This is a genomic window from Shinella agrisoli (assembly GCF_046557955.1).
Taxonomy (GTDB): Bacteria; Pseudomonadota; Alphaproteobacteria; order Rhizobiales; family Rhizobiaceae; genus Shinella.
Genome location: NZ_JBJIEP010000020.1, coordinates 74,120 through 90,914 on the forward strand (window position 1 = coordinate 74,120; position 16,795 = coordinate 90,914).

14 protein-coding genes are annotated in these 16,795 nt (G+C 67.2%); 7 read left to right on the top strand and 7 right to left on the bottom strand.

Annotation, left to right across the window (positions count from 1 at the left end):
* Positions 1-100: 100 nt before the first annotated feature.
* Together ACIIOY_RS20155 and hisC are read left to right on the top strand one after the other, a co-directional pair.
* Positions 101-1,018, top strand: a complete 918-nt coding sequence (locus ACIIOY_RS20155) for a polyprenyl synthetase family protein (protein ID WP_411036465.1) — start codon at positions 101-103, stop codon at positions 1,016-1,018.
* A gap of 4 nt (positions 1,019-1,022) precedes the next feature.
* Positions 1,023-2,078, top strand: a complete 1,056-nt coding sequence (gene hisC / locus ACIIOY_RS20160) for a histidinol-phosphate transaminase (RefSeq protein WP_411036466.1) — start codon at positions 1,023-1,025, stop codon at positions 2,076-2,078.
* A gap of 21 nt (positions 2,079-2,099) precedes the next feature.
* Here hisC and ispG read toward each other — a convergent pair whose 3' ends face one another.
* From ispG to ACIIOY_RS20190, 6 genes are all read right to left on the bottom strand, one after another.
* Positions 2,100-3,353 carry a flavodoxin-dependent (E)-4-hydroxy-3-methylbut-2-enyl-diphosphate synthase gene (ispG, locus tag ACIIOY_RS20165; protein WP_411036467.1) on the bottom strand — a complete coding sequence of 418 codons (1,254 nt, stop codon included), beginning with the start codon at positions 3,351-3,353 and terminating at the stop codon, positions 2,100-2,102.
* Between the two features lie 137 nt (positions 3,354-3,490).
* Complete coding sequence (locus tag ACIIOY_RS20170; RefSeq protein WP_411036468.1) at positions 3,491-4,684, bottom strand: MFS transporter; 1,194 nt, start codon at positions 4,682-4,684, stop codon at positions 3,491-3,493.
* Positions 4,685-4,717: 33 nt separating this feature from the next.
* Positions 4,718-5,488, bottom strand: coding sequence for a DeoR/GlpR family DNA-binding transcription regulator (locus ACIIOY_RS20175; protein WP_411036469.1), 771 nt, complete (start codon positions 5,486-5,488; stop codon positions 4,718-4,720).
* A gap of 157 nt (positions 5,489-5,645) precedes the next feature.
* On the bottom strand, positions 5,646-6,389 hold the full coding sequence (locus ACIIOY_RS20180) for a Bax inhibitor-1/YccA family protein (RefSeq protein ID WP_411036470.1): 744 nt from the start codon (positions 6,387-6,389) through the stop codon (positions 5,646-5,648).
* 189 nt (positions 6,390-6,578) lie between these two features.
* Positions 6,579-9,131, bottom strand: coding sequence for an ABC transporter permease (locus ACIIOY_RS20185; RefSeq protein ID WP_411036471.1), 2,553 nt, complete (start codon positions 9,129-9,131; stop codon positions 6,579-6,581).
* Positions 9,128-9,844, bottom strand: coding sequence for an ABC transporter ATP-binding protein (locus ACIIOY_RS20190; RefSeq protein ID WP_411036472.1), 717 nt, complete (start codon positions 9,842-9,844; stop codon positions 9,128-9,130). Before ACIIOY_RS20190 ends, ACIIOY_RS20185 begins: the two co-directional genes overlap by 4 nt.
* A 60-nt stretch (positions 9,845-9,904) precedes the next feature.
* Here ACIIOY_RS20190 and ACIIOY_RS20195 point away from each other — a divergent pair, with 60 nt between their 5' ends.
* Together ACIIOY_RS20195 and thpR are read left to right on the top strand one after the other, a co-directional pair.
* Complete coding sequence (locus ACIIOY_RS20195) at positions 9,905-10,549, top strand: arylesterase (protein WP_411036473.1); 645 nt, start codon at positions 9,905-9,907, stop codon at positions 10,547-10,549.
* Positions 10,550-10,631: 82 nt separating this feature from the next.
* Complete coding sequence (thpR, locus tag ACIIOY_RS20200) at positions 10,632-11,213, top strand: RNA 2',3'-cyclic phosphodiesterase (protein ID WP_411036474.1); 582 nt, start codon at positions 10,632-10,634, stop codon at positions 11,211-11,213.
* 49 nt (positions 11,214-11,262) lie between these two features.
* On the opposite strand, the gene ACIIOY_RS20205 is transcribed toward thpR, so the two are convergent.
* Entirely contained in the window at positions 11,263-11,988 is a 726-nt protein-coding gene (locus tag ACIIOY_RS20205) for a glyoxalase superfamily protein (protein WP_411036475.1), read from the bottom strand.
* Positions 11,989-12,460: 472 nt separating this feature from the next.
* On the opposite strand from ACIIOY_RS20205, the gene ACIIOY_RS20210 reads away from it, so the two are divergent.
* From ACIIOY_RS20210 to fdxA, 3 genes are all read left to right on the top strand, one after another.
* A complete protein-coding gene (locus ACIIOY_RS20210; RefSeq protein ID WP_411036476.1) occupies positions 12,461-15,484 on the top strand; it encodes a helicase-related protein in 3,024 nt (1,007 codons plus the stop codon).
* Between the two features lie 4 nt (positions 15,485-15,488).
* The gene (locus ACIIOY_RS20215) at positions 15,489-15,908 is read left to right on the top strand and encodes an RNA-binding S4 domain-containing protein (protein ID WP_411036477.1); all 420 of its coding nucleotides are present in this window, start codon (positions 15,489-15,491) and stop codon (positions 15,906-15,908) included.
* Positions 15,909-16,099: 191 nt separating this feature from the next.
* Complete coding sequence (gene fdxA / locus ACIIOY_RS20220; protein WP_411036478.1) at positions 16,100-16,438, top strand: ferredoxin FdxA; 339 nt, start codon at positions 16,100-16,102, stop codon at positions 16,436-16,438.
* The last annotated feature ends 357 nt before the right edge of the window (positions 16,439-16,795 follow it).

The following is a 16,795-nucleotide window of genomic DNA, read 5'->3' on the forward strand; positions in this document are numbered from 1 at the left end:
TACCGTCACGGCTCTTCAAAAACCAGTCTGCGGCGCGATTCTTTGAAGCAGCCCCGGCATTCCCGTTGCTTCGCCGGGGAGCCCATGCCAAAGAGCGGCCATGAGCGAACGTTACCAGGAATTCCAGTCTCTTTTGAGGAGCAATGCCGACGCGGTGGAGGCGCTGCTCGCCGGCCTGCTCTCGGGCGACGTGCAGACGGACGAGATCGCCCGGCCCGAACGCCTCCTCGCCGCCATGCGCCATGGCGTCCTCAACGGCGGCAAGCGGCTGCGCCCCTTCCTCGTCATCGAGACGGCCGCCCTCTTCCCGGCGGTGGAACGGGAAACGGCGCTGCGCATCGGCGCCGCGCTCGAATGCATCCATTGCTATTCGCTCGTCCACGACGACCTGCCGGCCATGGACGACGACAGCCTTCGCCGCGGCCAGCCGACCGTCCACGTCGCCTTCGACGAGGCTGCGGCGATCCTAGCCGGCGACAGCCTGCTGACGCTCGCCTTCGACATCGTGGCCGCGCCCGAAACGCGCCTTCCCGACGCCACCAAGACGGCGCTGGTGCTGGCGCTCGCCCGTGCTGCCGGCGTCGGCGGCATGGCCGGCGGCCAGGCGCTCGACCTTGCGGCGGAAAAAGCCGCGCCGGACGAGGACGGCATCGTCACCCTCCAGAAGATGAAGACCGGCGCGCTCCTGCGCTTTGCCTGCGAGGCCGGCGCGATCGTCGCGGGCGCCTCGGACGGCGAGCGGCTGGCGCTGCGCCGCTACGGCGAAACCGTCGGCCTCGCCTTCCAGATCGCCGACGACCTGCTCGACCTCACCGCCGATGCGGCGACCATGGGCAAGGCGACCGGCAAGGATGCCGGGCGCGGCAAGGCGACGCTCGTTTCCCGGCGCGGCCAGGCATGGGCGCAAAGCCGCCTCCGCGAGCTCGTCGCCGAGGCCGAGACGCTGCTCGCCCCCTTCGGCCATCGGGCCAGCATCCTCATCGAGACCGCCCGTTTCATCGCAACCCGCAGGAACTGACGTCATGAGCAAATTCTGGTCGCCGATCGTCGGCACGCTCAAGCCCTATGTGGCCGGCGAGCAGCCGCGCATTCAGAACCTCGTCAAGCTCAACACCAACGAGAACCCCTACGGCCCCTCGCCGAAGGCGATCGCGGCGATGCAGGCGGCCGTCGCCGACAGCCTGAAGCTCTATCCCGACCCGACGGCGCTCCGGCTGCGCCAGTCGATCGCCCGCTTCTACGGCGTGGAGGCGGACGAGGTGTTCGTCGGCAACGGCTCGGACGAGGTCCTGGCGCACGCCTTCGTCGCGCTTCTCAAGCACGACAAGCCGCTCCTCTACCCGGACATCACCTACAGCTTCTATCCGACCTATTGCCGCCTCTTCGGCATCGAGGCCGCCGAAGTGCCGCTGAAGGACGATTTCACCGTCGACCTTGCCGGCTACGACCGCCCGTGCGGCGCGATCATCCTGCCGAACCCGAACGCCCCCACCGGCATCGGCCTGCCGCTCGCCGCGATCGAAAAGCTCGCCGCGGAGCACCCGGACCAGCCCGTGGTGATCGACGAGGCCTATATCGACTTCGGCGGCGAGAGCGCGATCCCGCTGACGAGGACATACGACAACCTGCTCGTCATCCACACGCTCTCCAAGTCGCGCTCGCTGGCGGGCCTGCGCGTCGGCTACGCCATCGGCCAGCGCCCGCTGATCGACGCGCTGGAACGCGTCAAGGACAGCTTCAACTCCTACCCGCTCGACCGCATCGCCCAGGCCGGCGCCACCGCCGCGATCGACGACCGGGAATGGTTCGACGAGACGCGCGGCAAGGTGATCGAATCGCGCGAGCGCGTCACCGGCGCGCTGCGCCAGCGCGGCTTCGAGGTCCTGCCCTCGCAGGCGAACTTCGTCTTCGCCCGCCACCCGGACCACAGCGGCGAGGCGCTGGCGAAGGGCCTGCGCGAACGCGCCGTGCTGGTGCGCCACTTCGCAAAGCCCCGCATCTCGGATTTCCTGCGCATCACCATCGGCACCCCGGAGGAATGCGACCGGCTGGTCGCGGCGCTCGAAGAGATCGTCTGATTCCGGAAAGCGGCCGGAGACCTACTCGGCCGCCGCCTGCCCCGCGCCGTAGCGCTTCTCGATATAGTCGTTGACGAGCGCCTCGAATTCGCCGGCGATGTTGGTGCCGCGCAGCGTCATCGCCTTCTTGCCGTCGACATAGACGGGCGCGATGGGAAGCTCGCCGGTGCCCGGCAGCGAGATGCCGATATCGGCATGCTTGCTCTCGCCCGGCCCGTTGACGATGCAGCCCATGACGGCGACCTTCAGCCCCTCGACGCCCGGATACTTCTCCCGCCAGACCGGCATGTTCTTGCGGATGTCGTCCTGGATCTTCTGCGCGAGTTCCTGGAAGACCGTCGAGGTCGTGCGCCCGCAGCCCGGACAGGCGGCGACGACCGGGATGAACTGGCGGAAGCCCATGACCTGCAGGAGTTCCTGCGCCACCTGCACCTCGCGGGTGCGGTCGCCGCCGGGCTCGGGCGTCAGCGAGATGCGGATCGTGTCGCCGATGCCCTGCTGGAGGAGGATGCCGAGCGAGGCGGAGGAGGCGACGACCCCCTTGGTGCCCATGCCGGCCTCGGTAAGGCCGAGATGCAGCGCATGGTCGGAGCGCGCCGACAGCATGGCATAGACGGCGATGAGGTCCTGCACGTTCGAGACCTTGGCGGAAAGGATGATGTGGTCGCGCGGCAGGCCGATCTCCTCCGCCATCTCCGCCGACAGCAGCGCCGACCGGCAGATCGCCTCGCGCATCACCTCCTGGGCCGTCAGCGGAAAGCCCGCCGCCTGGTTCTCGTCCATCAGCCGGGTCAGGAGTTCCTGGTCGAGCGAGCCCCAGTTGACGCCGATGCGCACCGGCTTGTCGTGGCGGATCGCCGTCTCGACGATCGCCGCGAACTGCCGGTCCTTCTTGTCCTTGAAGCCGACATTGCCGGGATTGATGCGGTATTTCGCGAGCGCCTCGGCGCAGGCCGGATGGTCGGCCAGAAGCTTGTGGCCGATATAGTGGAAGTCGCCGACGAGCGGCACGTCCATGCCGAGGCGCAGGAGGCGCTCGCGGATCTTCGGCACCGCCGCCGCGCTCTCGTCGCGGTCGACCGTGATGCGCACGATCTCGGACCCGGCGCGGAAGAGCGCGGCCACCTGCGCCACCGTCGCGTCCACGTCCGCCGTGTCCGTGTTCGTCATCGACTGCACGACGACCGGCGCGCCGCCGCCGACCAGGACGCCGCCGACATCGACGCCGACGGACTTTCGCCGCGGCTTCGGTTCAAAGTCGAAGGAAAAGGACATCTGGAGCCTCTTGCTCGAAAAGCGGCCGCGCGTGGCGTCAGGCGGCCCTTGCCCCTCAGGTGGATCAGGAAATGTGGCTTGTCAACTGCAAGGGGCGGCAGGCGCGACGATTTGATCGCCGCGCGCGTGCGCCGCGCTCAATGGCGGTCATGCACATCCGCATGCACCGCATGGTGCGAGAGAAGGAGCACCACGATGAACAGCACCGGCAGAAGCGTGAAGATGAGCGCAAAGCCCGTGTGCTCGGCGATGAAGCCGATGATCGAGGGCGCAAAGAGCGAACCCGAATAGCCCATCACCGTCGCCACCGAGAGCGCCACGCCCTGGGCGAAGCCGGGCAGGTTGCCGGCGGCGGAAAAGGCGATCGGCACCATGTTGGAAATGCCGATGCCGCAGAGCGCGAAGCCGACCATCGCCGCATAGGCGTTCGGCGCCGTGCCGGCCACCACCATGCCGATGATCGCCATGACGGTGCAGAAGCGCAGCGTCTTCACCGCGCCGAACCGGTCGCGCACATGGTCGCCGGCAAAGCGCATGATCGCCATGGTGAGCGAGAAGGCGCCGAAGGCGAAGCCGGACAGCGCCAGCGAGGCGCCGAGCTCCTCGCGCATGTAGAGCGCGCCCCAATCGAGGATCGAGCCTTCCGGCACCATGGAGAAGAGCGCCATGAGGCCGATCAGCCAGGGCAGCGGCGTCATCGGCAGGCGGGCCTTCTGGCGCTCCTCGCTCGGATGCGGCGCGTCGTGCAGCACGAACGGCCAGATGAGCAGGAGCATCGCCGCCCCGACGATGGTCAGCAGCACGGCATGGCCCATCACGCCGAGCGCCTCGATCAGGAAGCCGCCGGTCGTCGCGCCGATGAAGGCGCCGAGGCTCCAGAATGCGTGGCAGGAGGACATGATCGCCCGGCGCATGGATTTTTCCACCTCCACGGCATTGCCGTTCATCGCCACGTCCATCGCGCCGAGGAGCCCGCCGAAGAGGAAGATGGCGACGACGCCGAACGGGACGGTCGGCGCCATCGAGAGCAGCAGCATGGTCGACAGGAACAGCAACGTCGCCCCCTTGACCGTGCGCGTCGAGCCGAAATGGGCGATCAGGACGCCGGCGATCGGCATCAGCACCAGCGAGCCGATGCCGAAGCACATGATCATCAGGCCGAGCGCGGATTCGGAGAGCCCCAGGCGGCTCGCGAATTCCGGGATCTTCGGCGCCCAGGCGCCGGCGAAGATGCCGTTGAGAAGGAAGAGACCGGAGACGGCGAGCCGTGCCGGCGGAAAGTAGGCCTTGGCGAAGGATTTGCCGGCAAGGGCGTTTTCGGGCGTCGTCATGGAAGATCCGTTCGGAAGTTTATGGGCCGGCGCTCAGCCGGCGCGGAGGGTTTCGATGCCGGCCGCCGTCAACGCGGCGGCCTCCGTTTCGTCCGCATCCGCCTCGATGACGGCGCGCGCCACGCGCGAGAGCGGCACGACCGAATAGGGGGCGGCGGTGGAAAGCTTGTCGTTGGTCAGGACGACCGTCACGGTCCTGCTGCGCGAGGCGATGAAGCGCTTGAACTCCGCCTCCTCGAAGCTCTCGGCGGTGACGCCCGCTTCGCGGTCGATGCCGCAGACCCCGAGCACGAGGATGTCCGGACGCAGCGCTTCGGCATCGCGCATCGCCTTGGCGCCGATCGCCGCCCCCGAGCGGGCGTCGATCAGCCCGCCGAGCTGGATCGTCGCGATGTCGCGCTCGAGCAGGGCCGCCGCGATGACCGGCGCATTGGTCGCGACGGTGAGGCCGGCGCCGGCGGGCAGCGCGCGGGCGAGCGCCAGGTTGGTGCTGCCCGCATCGAGGAAGAGCGTGCTTTTCGACGGGATGAGCCCGACGGCCGCACGCGCCAGCGCCGCCTTGCGCTCGCCGCCGACGGCCATGCGCTCGTTGAGCGAGGTCTGCGTCTGGGAAATGCGCAAGGCTCCGCCATAGACCCGGCGGCAGAGGCCGGAGGCCGCCATCTCGCGCAAATCCCGCCGGATCGTGTCTTCCGACACGCCGAGCTCCTGCGCCAACTCCGCCGCGATGACCCGCCCCGAAAGGTCGAGCCGCGCGCGGATAAGCTCCTGCCGTTCCCCGAGAAGAAGGTCGTGCGCCGTCATCGTTCAAACCAAACCATGCATGATTGGATGACAATGCGCACAAATCGGCAGAAACGTCAATGAACGGGAGCGATCACATTTGGTTGCGGCCCGCCGGGCAAACAAAAACCCCGCCGTCTCCGGCGGGGTCCTTGCGATCGGCCTTCCGGCTGCCCGCTTACTCGCGGTTGCCGAGGAAGCGCAGCAGGAACAGGAAGAGGTTGATGAAGTCGAGGTAGAGCGTCAGCGCGCCCATGATGGCCTTGCGGCCGGCCACGGCGACGTCGTCGGCCTCGAAGTACATTTCCTTGATCTTCTGCGTGTCCCAGGCGGTCAGGCCGGCGAAGACGAGGACGCCGATCGCGGAGATGGCGAAGTCGAGCGCCGAGGACTGCAGGAACAGGTTGACGAGCATCGCGATGATCAGGCCGAAGAGGCCCATGATCAGGAACGAGCCCATCGCGGACAGGTCCCGCTTCGTCGTATAGCCGAACAGCGACAGCGCGCCGAAGGCGGCGGCGGAGACGAAGAAGGTCTGGACGATGCTGGCGCCCGTATAGATCAGGAAGATCGACGACAGCGACAGGCCCATGAGGCCGGCATAGACCCAGAAGGTCGCCTGCGCGGCGGCGACGCTCATCGTGTGGATGCGGAAGCTCAGGAAGAAGACCAGCGCGAGCGGGGCGAGCATCACGACCCACTTCAGCGGGCTTACGTAGATCGCCTGGCCGAAGGCGGTAAGCTGTCCGCCGGCAAAGGCCGCCTGCGAGGCGAAGAACGCCACGAGGCCCGTGATCGCAAGACCCAGGGCCATCAGGTTGTAGACCCGCAGCATATAGGCGCGCAGGCCCTCGTCGATGACGGCGCCGGCCTGAGCGCCAGCGTTCGCCGTTCGGGTCTGGTAGTTGCGAAGATCAGCCATGTTGTCCTCTTGGTTCAAGCCCCTTGTGGTGTACGGTGTCGGGCACCGGCTTGTTCGCTCCGGTGGCCGGAACGTTTCGGGCGCCCGGGCAGCCGCTGCGGGGCTCCAGCTTGCCTGCGGTAAATATGAGCATGAATTGTGTCTCGCACAAGACCCGCAGCCCCTGCGGGAGCCGCGGCCTTGCCGATTTCAAAGTTCGCGCAGCACCGGCGCGGCCTTCTGCCCCAGAATGCGCCAGGTTCCGGCAAGGCCGATGCCGACGGTCATGATGAGCGCGGTCGCGACGGTCGTTACCGCCACGTCCGGCAGGAAGCTCGACGGCAGCGTCATGATGCGGCTGACCACGAACCAAGCCGCCACCCCGCCGGCGAACAGCGCGAAGACCGCGGTCGCCAGCCCCAGCATCATGTATTCGTAGCTGAAGGCGCGCATCAGCGTCGCCCGCGTGGCCCCGAGCGTCTTCAGCACCACGGCGTCGTGCACGCGCGCCCGGTTGCCGGCCGCAAGCGCGCCGGCGAGCACGAGGATCGAGGCGACGAGCGCGACCGCCGCCGCCGCGCGGATCGCCGTGGCAAGCTGGCCGACCAGCTCGTTGATCACGTCGAGCGCATCCTTGACGCGCACGCTGGTGATCGTCGGATAGGCGTTGGTGACGGCCTTCAGCGTCGCCGCCTCCTCTGCCGCCGTGGCGTCCGGATCGATCATCGTCGCGAGCCAGGCATGCGGCGCGCCGGCGAAGGTATTCGGCGAGAAGACCATGACGAAGTTGATCGACAGCGATTCCCACTCGACGTTGCGGAAGTTGGCGATGCGCGCCGTGATGTTGCGGCCGAGCACGTTGACCGTCACCGTGTCGCCGATCTTCAGGCCGAGCTCGCGGCCCTCCTCCGCCGAGAAGGAGACGAGCGGCTCGCCGGAATAGTCCTCCGGCCACCATTCGCCCTCCGACAGGGTCGAGTTCTCCGGAACGCGCCTGGCATAGGTGATGCCGCGGTCGCCGCGCAGCACCCACTGGCCTTCCGGAGGCACCTTCACCTTGGCGACGTCCACGCCGTTGAGCTCCATGACGCGGCCGCGCAGCATCGGCACCTCGACGATCTTGCCGTCCGGCATGTTCGCCTTCAGGACGTCGCGGAAGCCGTCGAGCTCGCTGCCCTGGATGTCGACGAAGAAGAAGTTCGGCGCCCGTTCCGGCAGGTTGCCCGTCAGCTCGCGGCGCAGGTTCCCGTCGATCAGCGTCAGCGTGACGAGAAGGGCAAGGCCGAGCCCGAGCGAGAGCACGACGGAGGGCGTCAGCGCCCCCGGCCGGTGGATGTTGCCGACCGCCAGCCTGAGCGACGGCGAGCTGACGCGTGGGACTCGCCTGGCGAGCGCCGTGATCAGGAAGGCGACGGCGCGCAGCACGACGAAGGCGAAAGCGATCGCGCCGAGGAAGACGACGGCGATATAGCGGTCATAGGCCGTCAGGATCGCCAGCCCCGCCAGCGCGGCAAGGAAGACGGCGGCACCGAGCACATAGGGCCAGCTCGGCAGGCGGCCCGCCTCGAAACCCTGTTCGCGGAAGAGCGCCGTCGCCGGCACCTCGCGGGCATGGCCGAGCGGCATGACGGCGAAGGCGAGCGCCGTCAGAAGGCCGAAGACCGCCGCAAGCAGCAGCGCGGACGGATAGAGCTCCGCTTCGGCCGGCACCGGCAGCACGCCTTCGAGGAACTGCATCGCCACCACCGGCATCAGCGCGCCGGCGACAAGACCGACGGCGATGCCGACCGCCGCGATCAGCGCGATCTGCGTGAGATAGACTAGCGCCACCAGCGAGGCCGGCGCGCCGAGGCACTTGAAGGTGGCGATGACCGAGCGCTTGGAATCGAGATAGGCGCGCACGGCGTTGGCGACGCCCACGCCGCCGACGATCAGCGCCGTCAGGCCGACGAGCGTCAGGAACTGCGAGAAGCGGGTGATGTTGGCGGTGAGCGAGGGCGCCGCGCTGTCCGCCGTGCGGATCGACCAGCCGGCGGCCGGAAAGGCCTTGTTGGCCTCGGCCCGGATGGTCGAAAGCGACACGTCGGGATTGGTGATGCGGATCCGGTAGGCGTTCTCCACAAGGCTCCCGGTCTGCACGAGGCCGCTCGCCTGCAGGGCCTCCTCCGACAGCATCAGGCGCGGCGCGAAACCGAACCCTTCCGAAACCGCGTCGGGCTCGCGCATGAGCGTCGCCGTCACCTTCAGCTTCGCCGTGCCGAGCAGGATCTCGTCGCCGAGGGCGATGCCGAGCCGGTCGAGCAGCAGCGGCGCCACGACCGTGCCGTACGTTTCGCCCTCCTTTGCGAACAGAGCCGCCGCAGGCTTTTGCGGCTCGCTCTCCAGGGTGCCGTAGAGCGGATAGGCGCCGTCGACGCCCCTCGCCTCCACCAGCGTCTGGTCGGCGCCGTCCGGCAGGCGCGCCATGGAGCGCAGGCCCGTCGAGAGCGAGACGTCGCCGAGGCTCCAGAAATATGCCAGCTCCTCCGGCGTCGCGAACCGGTTGTTGAACTCGAAGCGCACGTCGCCGGCCAGCAGGGTCTGGCCCTGGGAGGCGATCGCCTGGGTGATGGCGCTCGACACGGAATTGACGCCGGCGATCGCCGCGGTGCCGAGCGCGATGCAGGCGAGGAAGATGTAGAAACCCTTGAGGCCGCCGCGCATCTCGCGCAGCGCCAGGCGAAGGGCCAGCGGCACCTGTTTCAGGACCGTGCCGATCCTCATGCCGGAACCGCCTCGGCAAGCGTCGCCCGCAGGGGCGCGGCGCCGGAGACGATCTCGCCGGAGCGCATGGCGACCTGCCGGCTGCAACGCGCCGCGAGGGCGGGATCGTGCGTCACCAGCACCAGCGTCGTGCCGCGCTCGGCCTGCTTGGAGAAGAGGAGGTCCGCGATCTGCCGGCCGGTCTCGGTGTCGAGGTTGCCGGTCGGCTCGTCGGCGATCAGGAGCTTCGGCGACGGCGCGAGCGCGCGGGCAATCGCCACGCGCTGCTGCTCGCCGCCGGAAAGCTGGCCGGGATAGTGCGACAGGCGCTCGCCGAGCCCGACGGCCGTCAGCTCGCGCCGTGCGATCTCGAAGGCGTCCCGCACGCTGGCGAGCTCCAGCGGCACCGCGACGTTCTCCAGCGCCGTCATGTTGGGAATGAGGTGGAAGGACTGGAAGACGATGCCGATGTTGCGGCCGCGGAAATCGGCCACCTGGTCCTCGGTCATCGTATGCAGGCCCGCGCCGTCGATGTGGATCTCGCCGCTGTCCAGCCGTTCGAGGCCGGCGAGCACCATCAGCAGCGTCGACTTTCCGGACCCCGACGGGCCGACGATGCCGACCGATTCACCCGCATCGATCGACAGGTCGATCCCCTTCAGCACATGGACGGAGACGGCCGCCTGCCCCAGGGTGAGATCGGCTTTTTTGAGATCGATGATGGTTTTGGCCAAGGAATTCTGCCCTATATGTAGCGGGAACAACTGGAATGGCAGCAATCTAGGATCACCGATATGTCGTTTAAAGCGGCGCTTGGATTTTTCGCCTCACTTGCGATCACAGCTTTGTTATCCTCCGGTATCGCAAGGGCCGAGCCCGTGAAGCTCGTCGGCTTCGGCGACAGCCTGATGGCCGGCTACCAGCTTCCCGCCTCCGACGCCTTTCCGGTGAAGCTGGAGGCGGCGCTTCGGGCGAAAGGCCATGAGGTCGAGATCGCCAATGCCGGCGTTTCCGGCGACACGACCTCGGGCGGCCTTGCCCGGCTCGACTGGTCGATCCCCGAGGGCACCGAAGGCGTGATCCTCGAGCTCGGCGCCAACGATGCGCTGCGCGGCATTGCGCCCGAACAGACCGAGAAGAACCTCGACGCCATGGTAGCGCGGCTCAAGGAGCGCGGTATCGCCGTGCTTCTCGCCGGCATGCTGGCCCCGCCGAACATGGGCCCCGAATACGCTGAGCGCTTCAACGGCATCTACAAGCGTCTCGCGGAGAAGCACGGCGTGCCGCTCTACCCGTTCTTCCTCGACGGCGTCGTGACGAAGGCAAACCTCCAGCTCGACGACGGCATGCATCCGAACACGGAAGGCGTGGACGTGATGGTCCGGTCGATCCTCCCGGCGGCGGAGAGCTTCCTGGCCGCAATTAAGTCAGGGGAGTAGTTTTCGCGGGTGCGAAATAAGGGTTGCGCAAAAAACCTTTGCGTGATTCGCTGACAGTACATTCCAGCAGGGGGAACTCGCCATGCCGAGACTATTCGTCGCCCTCGAAGTGCCGCGCAATGCGGCGATGAGCCTCTCGCTCCTGAGGGGCGGACTTCCCGGAGCCCGCTGGATCGATGTCGAGAACTTCCACATCACGCTGCGCTTCATCGGCGACATCGACGGCCGCACCGCCGACGAGGTGGTCGACAGGCTCGACCGCATCGAGCGCCCCGAATTCCAGCTCGCCCTTTCCGGAATGGGCTCCTTCGGCTCGAAGAAACCCCATTCGGTCTTCGCCGGGGTGACGCAGGCGCCGGAAATGTACGCCCTCCAGGCGGAGATCGAGCGCATCTGTCAGCGCCTCGGCCTTCCCGCGGACCCGCGCAAGTTCACGCCCCATGTCACGCTCGCCCGGCTGCGCAACGCCCGCACCGAGGACGTCGCCCACTATCTTACCGGCCGCGGCAACTTCCACACCGCCCCCTTCACCGTGAACCGCTTCGTGCTGATGTCCTCGAAGGAATCGGTCGGCGGCGGACCCTACCTCACCGAAGAGGTTTTCCCCCTCTACGAGGCCGCCGGCGGCTGGGACGGGGCGGACCTGCGCGACCATCCGGTTTGACGGGCCGGCCGCAGCCGGCCCTATGCAGGTCGGCAGCGATCCGTTGAACCTAACCGGGCATCGTGAAATCCAGATTGGTCGGCTTACTGGGCAGAGGCTTCCGCTCCGAGGCCTGTGGCGCCATTTCGGTCGTCCGGGTGCCTTGCGCGACGGTCTCAAGACGGAAGTTTCGTGCCCAGACCTTGCCGTAGCCCTTCAGGAAGAAACCGAAATGGATACTAGTCGCCTCTTCGGGAACGTCCAGAATGACCGAGCGCTCGATCCAACCGGATGTGCCGTAAATCGCTCCGTTCTCCGTACGCGACAGCATATTGTCGAAACGCAGGGTCGAGCCCGGCTCTCCGTCGATGCGCATCCAGATGGTTCCGACATTCGCGTCCTCAGCCCTGATGCTGGCCGCCAAGCTGATCGTGGCACCGCGGTAACTGTCGGCCTCGATACTCTGCATCAGGCAAGCGAAGCGTTCCCTTCCCAGATCGGTCTGCCTGCTCACGACGCACTCGATCAGGGCGCAACCGGGCGAGGTCGGGTCGAGACCGATCCGGTATCGCTGGGTATCAGTAAAACCGGTCGGAAACCAGCCCGCAGGCAAAGGCAAAGGCTCCAGCTTCGACTTGGCCGTTTCGATCTGCGCTGAAAGCATATTCCAGTCGGCAAGCCCGAATTGCCGCGCGACTAGTTCGAGGCATTCGCTATGGGAGATTTCAACATTCCGCTCCGCCAGGGACTGGCGCAGTGCTTTCGCCATGGCTTTCGATTCAAGAAAGCTCTTCATCGGTTAATCCTTACCCGGGCGACTCCGAAAGAGGTCAGTGCTCGCGTTGCTGATGAATCGCCGGGGCGGATCAGACCATGAATTCGGTTATGCGTTCACCATTCCACGACGGGAGCGAGCGGCAGGCCGCATAAGCCTGATTCGAAGACTAGCAGGCGCGATTCACGCGTCAAGCGGCTTGAAGGGCTGAACGAAGCCTCTTGAAGACTAGCACCTTGATCCGATTCAACATTTCGTAGCCACCAGGCGAATCCCTCCAATCCGTTGTGGTGAACAAACCCTGAATCGCTTCGAGTCAGCGATTCGTCTCCGATTCGTTCGCAGCCTGTTCCATGAGGCGGCAAGGCACCTCCAAAACCGCCGCATTTCGCCTGCCCCCTTGCCATCGGCCACCCCGATGGGCATCTGTTGCCTGCCGGACGCTTCCGGACGAAATCGAAACCTGCCGGGACACGTCTTGTCGCAAGCACCCATGATCTTGAGCGGCCGCGGGGTCACCGCGGTGCTCGGCCCGACCAATACGGGCAAGACCCACTACGCAATCGAACGCATGGTGGCACACGAGTCGGGCATCATCGGCCTGCCTCTGCGCCTTCTGGCGCGCGAGGTCTACACGCGCCTCGTCGAGAAGGTCGGCCAGCACAACGTCGCCCTCGTCACCGGCGAGGAGAAGATCACGCCGCATATGGCGCGCTTTTCGGTCTGCACGGTGGAGGCGATGCCGCGCGAGACGCGCGCCGCCTTCGTCGCCATCGACGAGGTGCAGCTTGCCGGCGACCTCGAGCGCGGCCACATCTTCACCGACCGGGTGCTGCACCTCAGAGGCCGCGACGAGACGCTGCTGCTGGGCGCCGCCACGATGAAGCCGATCCTCGAGCAGTTGCTGCCGGGCCTGACGGTCGTCGAGCGCCCGCGCCTGTCGCAGCTCTTCTATTCCGGCTCGAAGAAGATCACCCGCCTGCCGCAGCGCAGCGCCATCGTCGCCTTCTCGGCAGACGAGGTCTATGCCATCGCCGAGCTCATCCGCCGCCAGCGCGGCGGGGCCGCGGTCGTGCTCGGCGCGCTCTCGCCCCGCACCCGCAACGCCCAGGTCGCGCTCTACCAGGAGGGCGACGTCGAATATCTCGTCGCCACCGACGCCATCGGCATGGGCCTCAACCTCGACGTCGACCACGTGGCCTTCGCGCAGGACCGCAAGTTCGACGGCTACCAGTTCCGCAATCTGAACCCCGCCGAGCTCGCCCAGATCGCCGGCCGCGCCGGCCGGCACCTGCGCGACGGCACCTTCGGCGTGACGGGCCGCGTCGATCCCTTCGACGACGAGCTGGTCAGGCGCATCGAGACCCACCAATTCGATCCCGTCCGCGTCCTGCAATGGCGCACGACCCGCTTCGACTATTCCTCGCTGCAGGCGCTCCGCCGCTCGCTCGACGCCCCGCCACCCGTAGGCGGGCTGACGCGGGCGCTGCCGGCCGTCGACCAGCAGGCGCTCGAACACCTCTCGCGCTATCCGGACGTGCGCGACCTCGCCACCGCCCCCGAGCGCGTCGAAAAGCTCTGGGAGGCCTGCGCGCTGCCCGACTATCGCCGCATCACCCCCGCCCAGCACGCCGACCTCATCTCGACGCTCTACGCGGACCTCGTCAGGCGCGGCACGGTCAACGAGGACTTCATTGCGGACCAGGTGCGCCGCGCCGATCGAACCGACGGCGAAATCGACACGCTTTCGGCGCGAATCGCACAGATAAGGACCTGGACCTATGTGTCGAATCGGCCCGGATGGCTTGCCGATCCGACACACTGGCAGGAAAAGACGCGGGAAATCGAAGACCGATTGTCCGATGCGCTACATGAACGGTTGACGAAACGCTTTGTTGATCGCAGGACATCTGTGCTCATGAAGCGCCTGAGAGAGAATGCGATGCTGGAAGCTGAAATCAGTGTGAATGGCGATGTCTTCGTGGAAGGACATCATGTCGGGCAGTTGGCCGGTTTCCGGTTCACGCTGGCCTCCGGGACGGAAGGACCCGATGCGAAGGCCGTGCAGGCGGCTGCGCAGAAGGCGCTTGCGCTGGAGTTCGAGGCCCGCGCCGCGCGCCTGCATGCCGCCGGCAACGCCGATCTCGCGCTCGGCTCGGACGGCACCGTGCGCTGGCTCGGCGATCCCGTCGCGCGCCTTGCCGCTTCCGACCACGTCATGCGCCCGCGCGTCATCCTGCTCTCCGACGAGCAGCTGACCGGCAATGCGCGCGACCACGTCGCAGCCCGCATCGAGCGCTTCGTCAACCATCACATCGCCACGGTCCTCAAACCCCTCGACGACCTGTCGCGCGCCGAGGACCTGCAGGGCCTTGCCAAGGGCCTCGCCTTCCAGCTCGTCGAGAACCTCGGCGTGCTCTTCCGCCGCGACGTGGCCGAGGAGGTGAAGTCGCTCGACCAGGACGCCCGCGCCTCCATGCGCAAGCACGGCATCCGCTTCGGCGCCTACCACATCTTCATGCCGGCGCTGCTGAAGCCCGCGCCGGCCGAGCTCATCACCCTGCTCTGGGCGCTGAAGAACGACGGCCTCGACAAGCCCGGCTACGGCGACCTCATCCCGGTGCTCGCCGCCGGCCGCACCTCGGTCGTCACCGACCCGGGCTACGAGCGCGCCTTCTACAAGCTCGCCGGCTTCCGGTTCCTCGGAAAGCGCGCCGTGCGCATCGACATCCTGGAGCGCCTCGCCGACCTCATCCGCCCGCTGCTCCAGTGGAAGCCCGGCACGCCGCGCCCGGAGGGCGCCTATGACGGCCGCCGCTTCATGGCGACCACCGCCATGCTCTCCATCCTCGGCGCCACGCCGGACGACATGGAGGAGATCCTCAAGGGCCTCGGCTACCGCGCCGACAGCATGAAGGCCGAGGAGGTCGCCGCCTTCCTCGCCGCCCAGGCCCCGGCCGATACCGCAGGAGAGGCGCCGGCCGAGGCTGCTGCCGAGACCCCGGCAGAATCGGCCGCCGAAGCCGCCGACGAGCACGACGCCGATGCGGCCGATGGCGAAAGCGAAGCCCCGGCCGCGGCCGCAGGAGAGGCAGAGGCGACGCAAACCGCCGAAGCCCCGGCTGAAGGCGAGGCGGCGGGCGAGGCCGAGCCGGTCGAGGTCAAGCCCGTGCTGCTCTGGCGCCCGGGCTCGCGCCACGACAATCAGCGCCAAGGCCATCGCCAGGGCGACCGTCAGGGACAGGGCGAGCGCCGCGGCGGCGAACGCCATCGCGGCCAGCCTGCCGGCGAACGCGGCGAACGGCGTGAAAACCGCGGCGGCCGCCCGGAGCAGGGCAAGGGCCGCGACGGAAAGCCGCAGGGGGGCAACCGCCCGGATCGCGGCGAGCGCAACGAACGCGGCGGCAAGCCGCAGCAAGCGAAGTTCGAGGCCCGGCCGCCCCGCAAGGAAAAGCCGATCGACCCGGATTCGCCCTTCGCCAAGCTTGCGGCGCTCAAGGAGCAGCTGAAGAAGTAGGACGATGACGCGCGAGGAGGAACAGCAGGCAGGTCAGGCGCGCCAGCGCATCGACAAGTGGCTGTTCTTCGCACGGCTGCGCAAGTCGCGCTCGCTCGCGGCGAAGTCCGTGGAAGCGGGCGATGTCAGCGTCAACGGCGTGAACGTCCGCCAGCCCGCGCACATGGTGCGGCCGGGAGACGTCGTCCTGCTTTCGCTCGACCGGCACGACATGGTCGTGAAGGTCCTCCAGCCCGGCGTGCGCCGCGGCCCCTACGAGGAGGCACGGCTTCTCTACAGCGACATGACGCCGCCCCCGCCGCCGCGCGGGGAGCGCAATCTTTTTGCGCAGGCGACGCGCGAACGGGGTGCCGGCCGCCCGACGAAGCGGGAACGGCGGGCGACCGACCGGCTGCAGGGTTTCCCCGGCGAAGACGAGGATTAGAATTCTATACCTCGCACGCGCTTGCCGGCGCATGTATTACGCTTGCAAAGCGCCTGCAAAGCCTTTACCTCAGCCACCGGACAGCCTGCGTGCGCGCGGCCCTCTCCTGTCCGGCAAGCCGATGCGTGACGGGTTCTGCGGTGATGGACGACCCCGCTGTCGCCCGCTTTATGACGATTCTGGAGTGAATCATGACGTATGTCGTGACCGACAACTGCATCCGCTGCAAGTACACGGACTGCGTGGAAGTGTGCCCCGTCGACTGCTTCTACGAAGGCGAGAACTTCCTGGTCATCCATCCCGACGAGTGCATCGACTGCGGCGTTTGCGAACCGGAATGTCCTGCCGAGGCGATCAAGCCGGATACCGAGCCCGGCCTCGACAAGTGGTTGAAGGTCAACGCGGAATACGCCTCGATCTGGCCGAACATCACGGTCAAGCGGGATGCGATGCCGGAGGCGAAGGAAATGGACGGCGTGGAAGGCAAGTTCGAGCTGTACTTCTCGCCCAATCCCGGCCAGGGCGACTAAGCCGTTGCAGCCGGGCGGAAATCGCCGGGCGGCAGACAGCACCATGGAACGGCAGTCCGCCCAAGCGGGGCGCTCGCCGCCCTCCCGCCGGCACGGCGGCCGAACCTGGGGAAAAAAGCTTGGCTTCGCCGAAAGGCGATGGGACAGGCTTGATGACCCATGCGAAGCAAATTATTGATTTCGGCACTTTTTTGTGATAGGGTCGCAATACTGATCCAAATCGCGGCATTTTGCGTGCCCGAACACCACCACGAAAGCAAACGATCCCTCGACGTCGCTCACCTCCCATAGGCAACTCCGGTTGCTCAAATGTGATCGCGTCGCAAGGGACCTTTTTTGCGCATGGCGGACGGACCA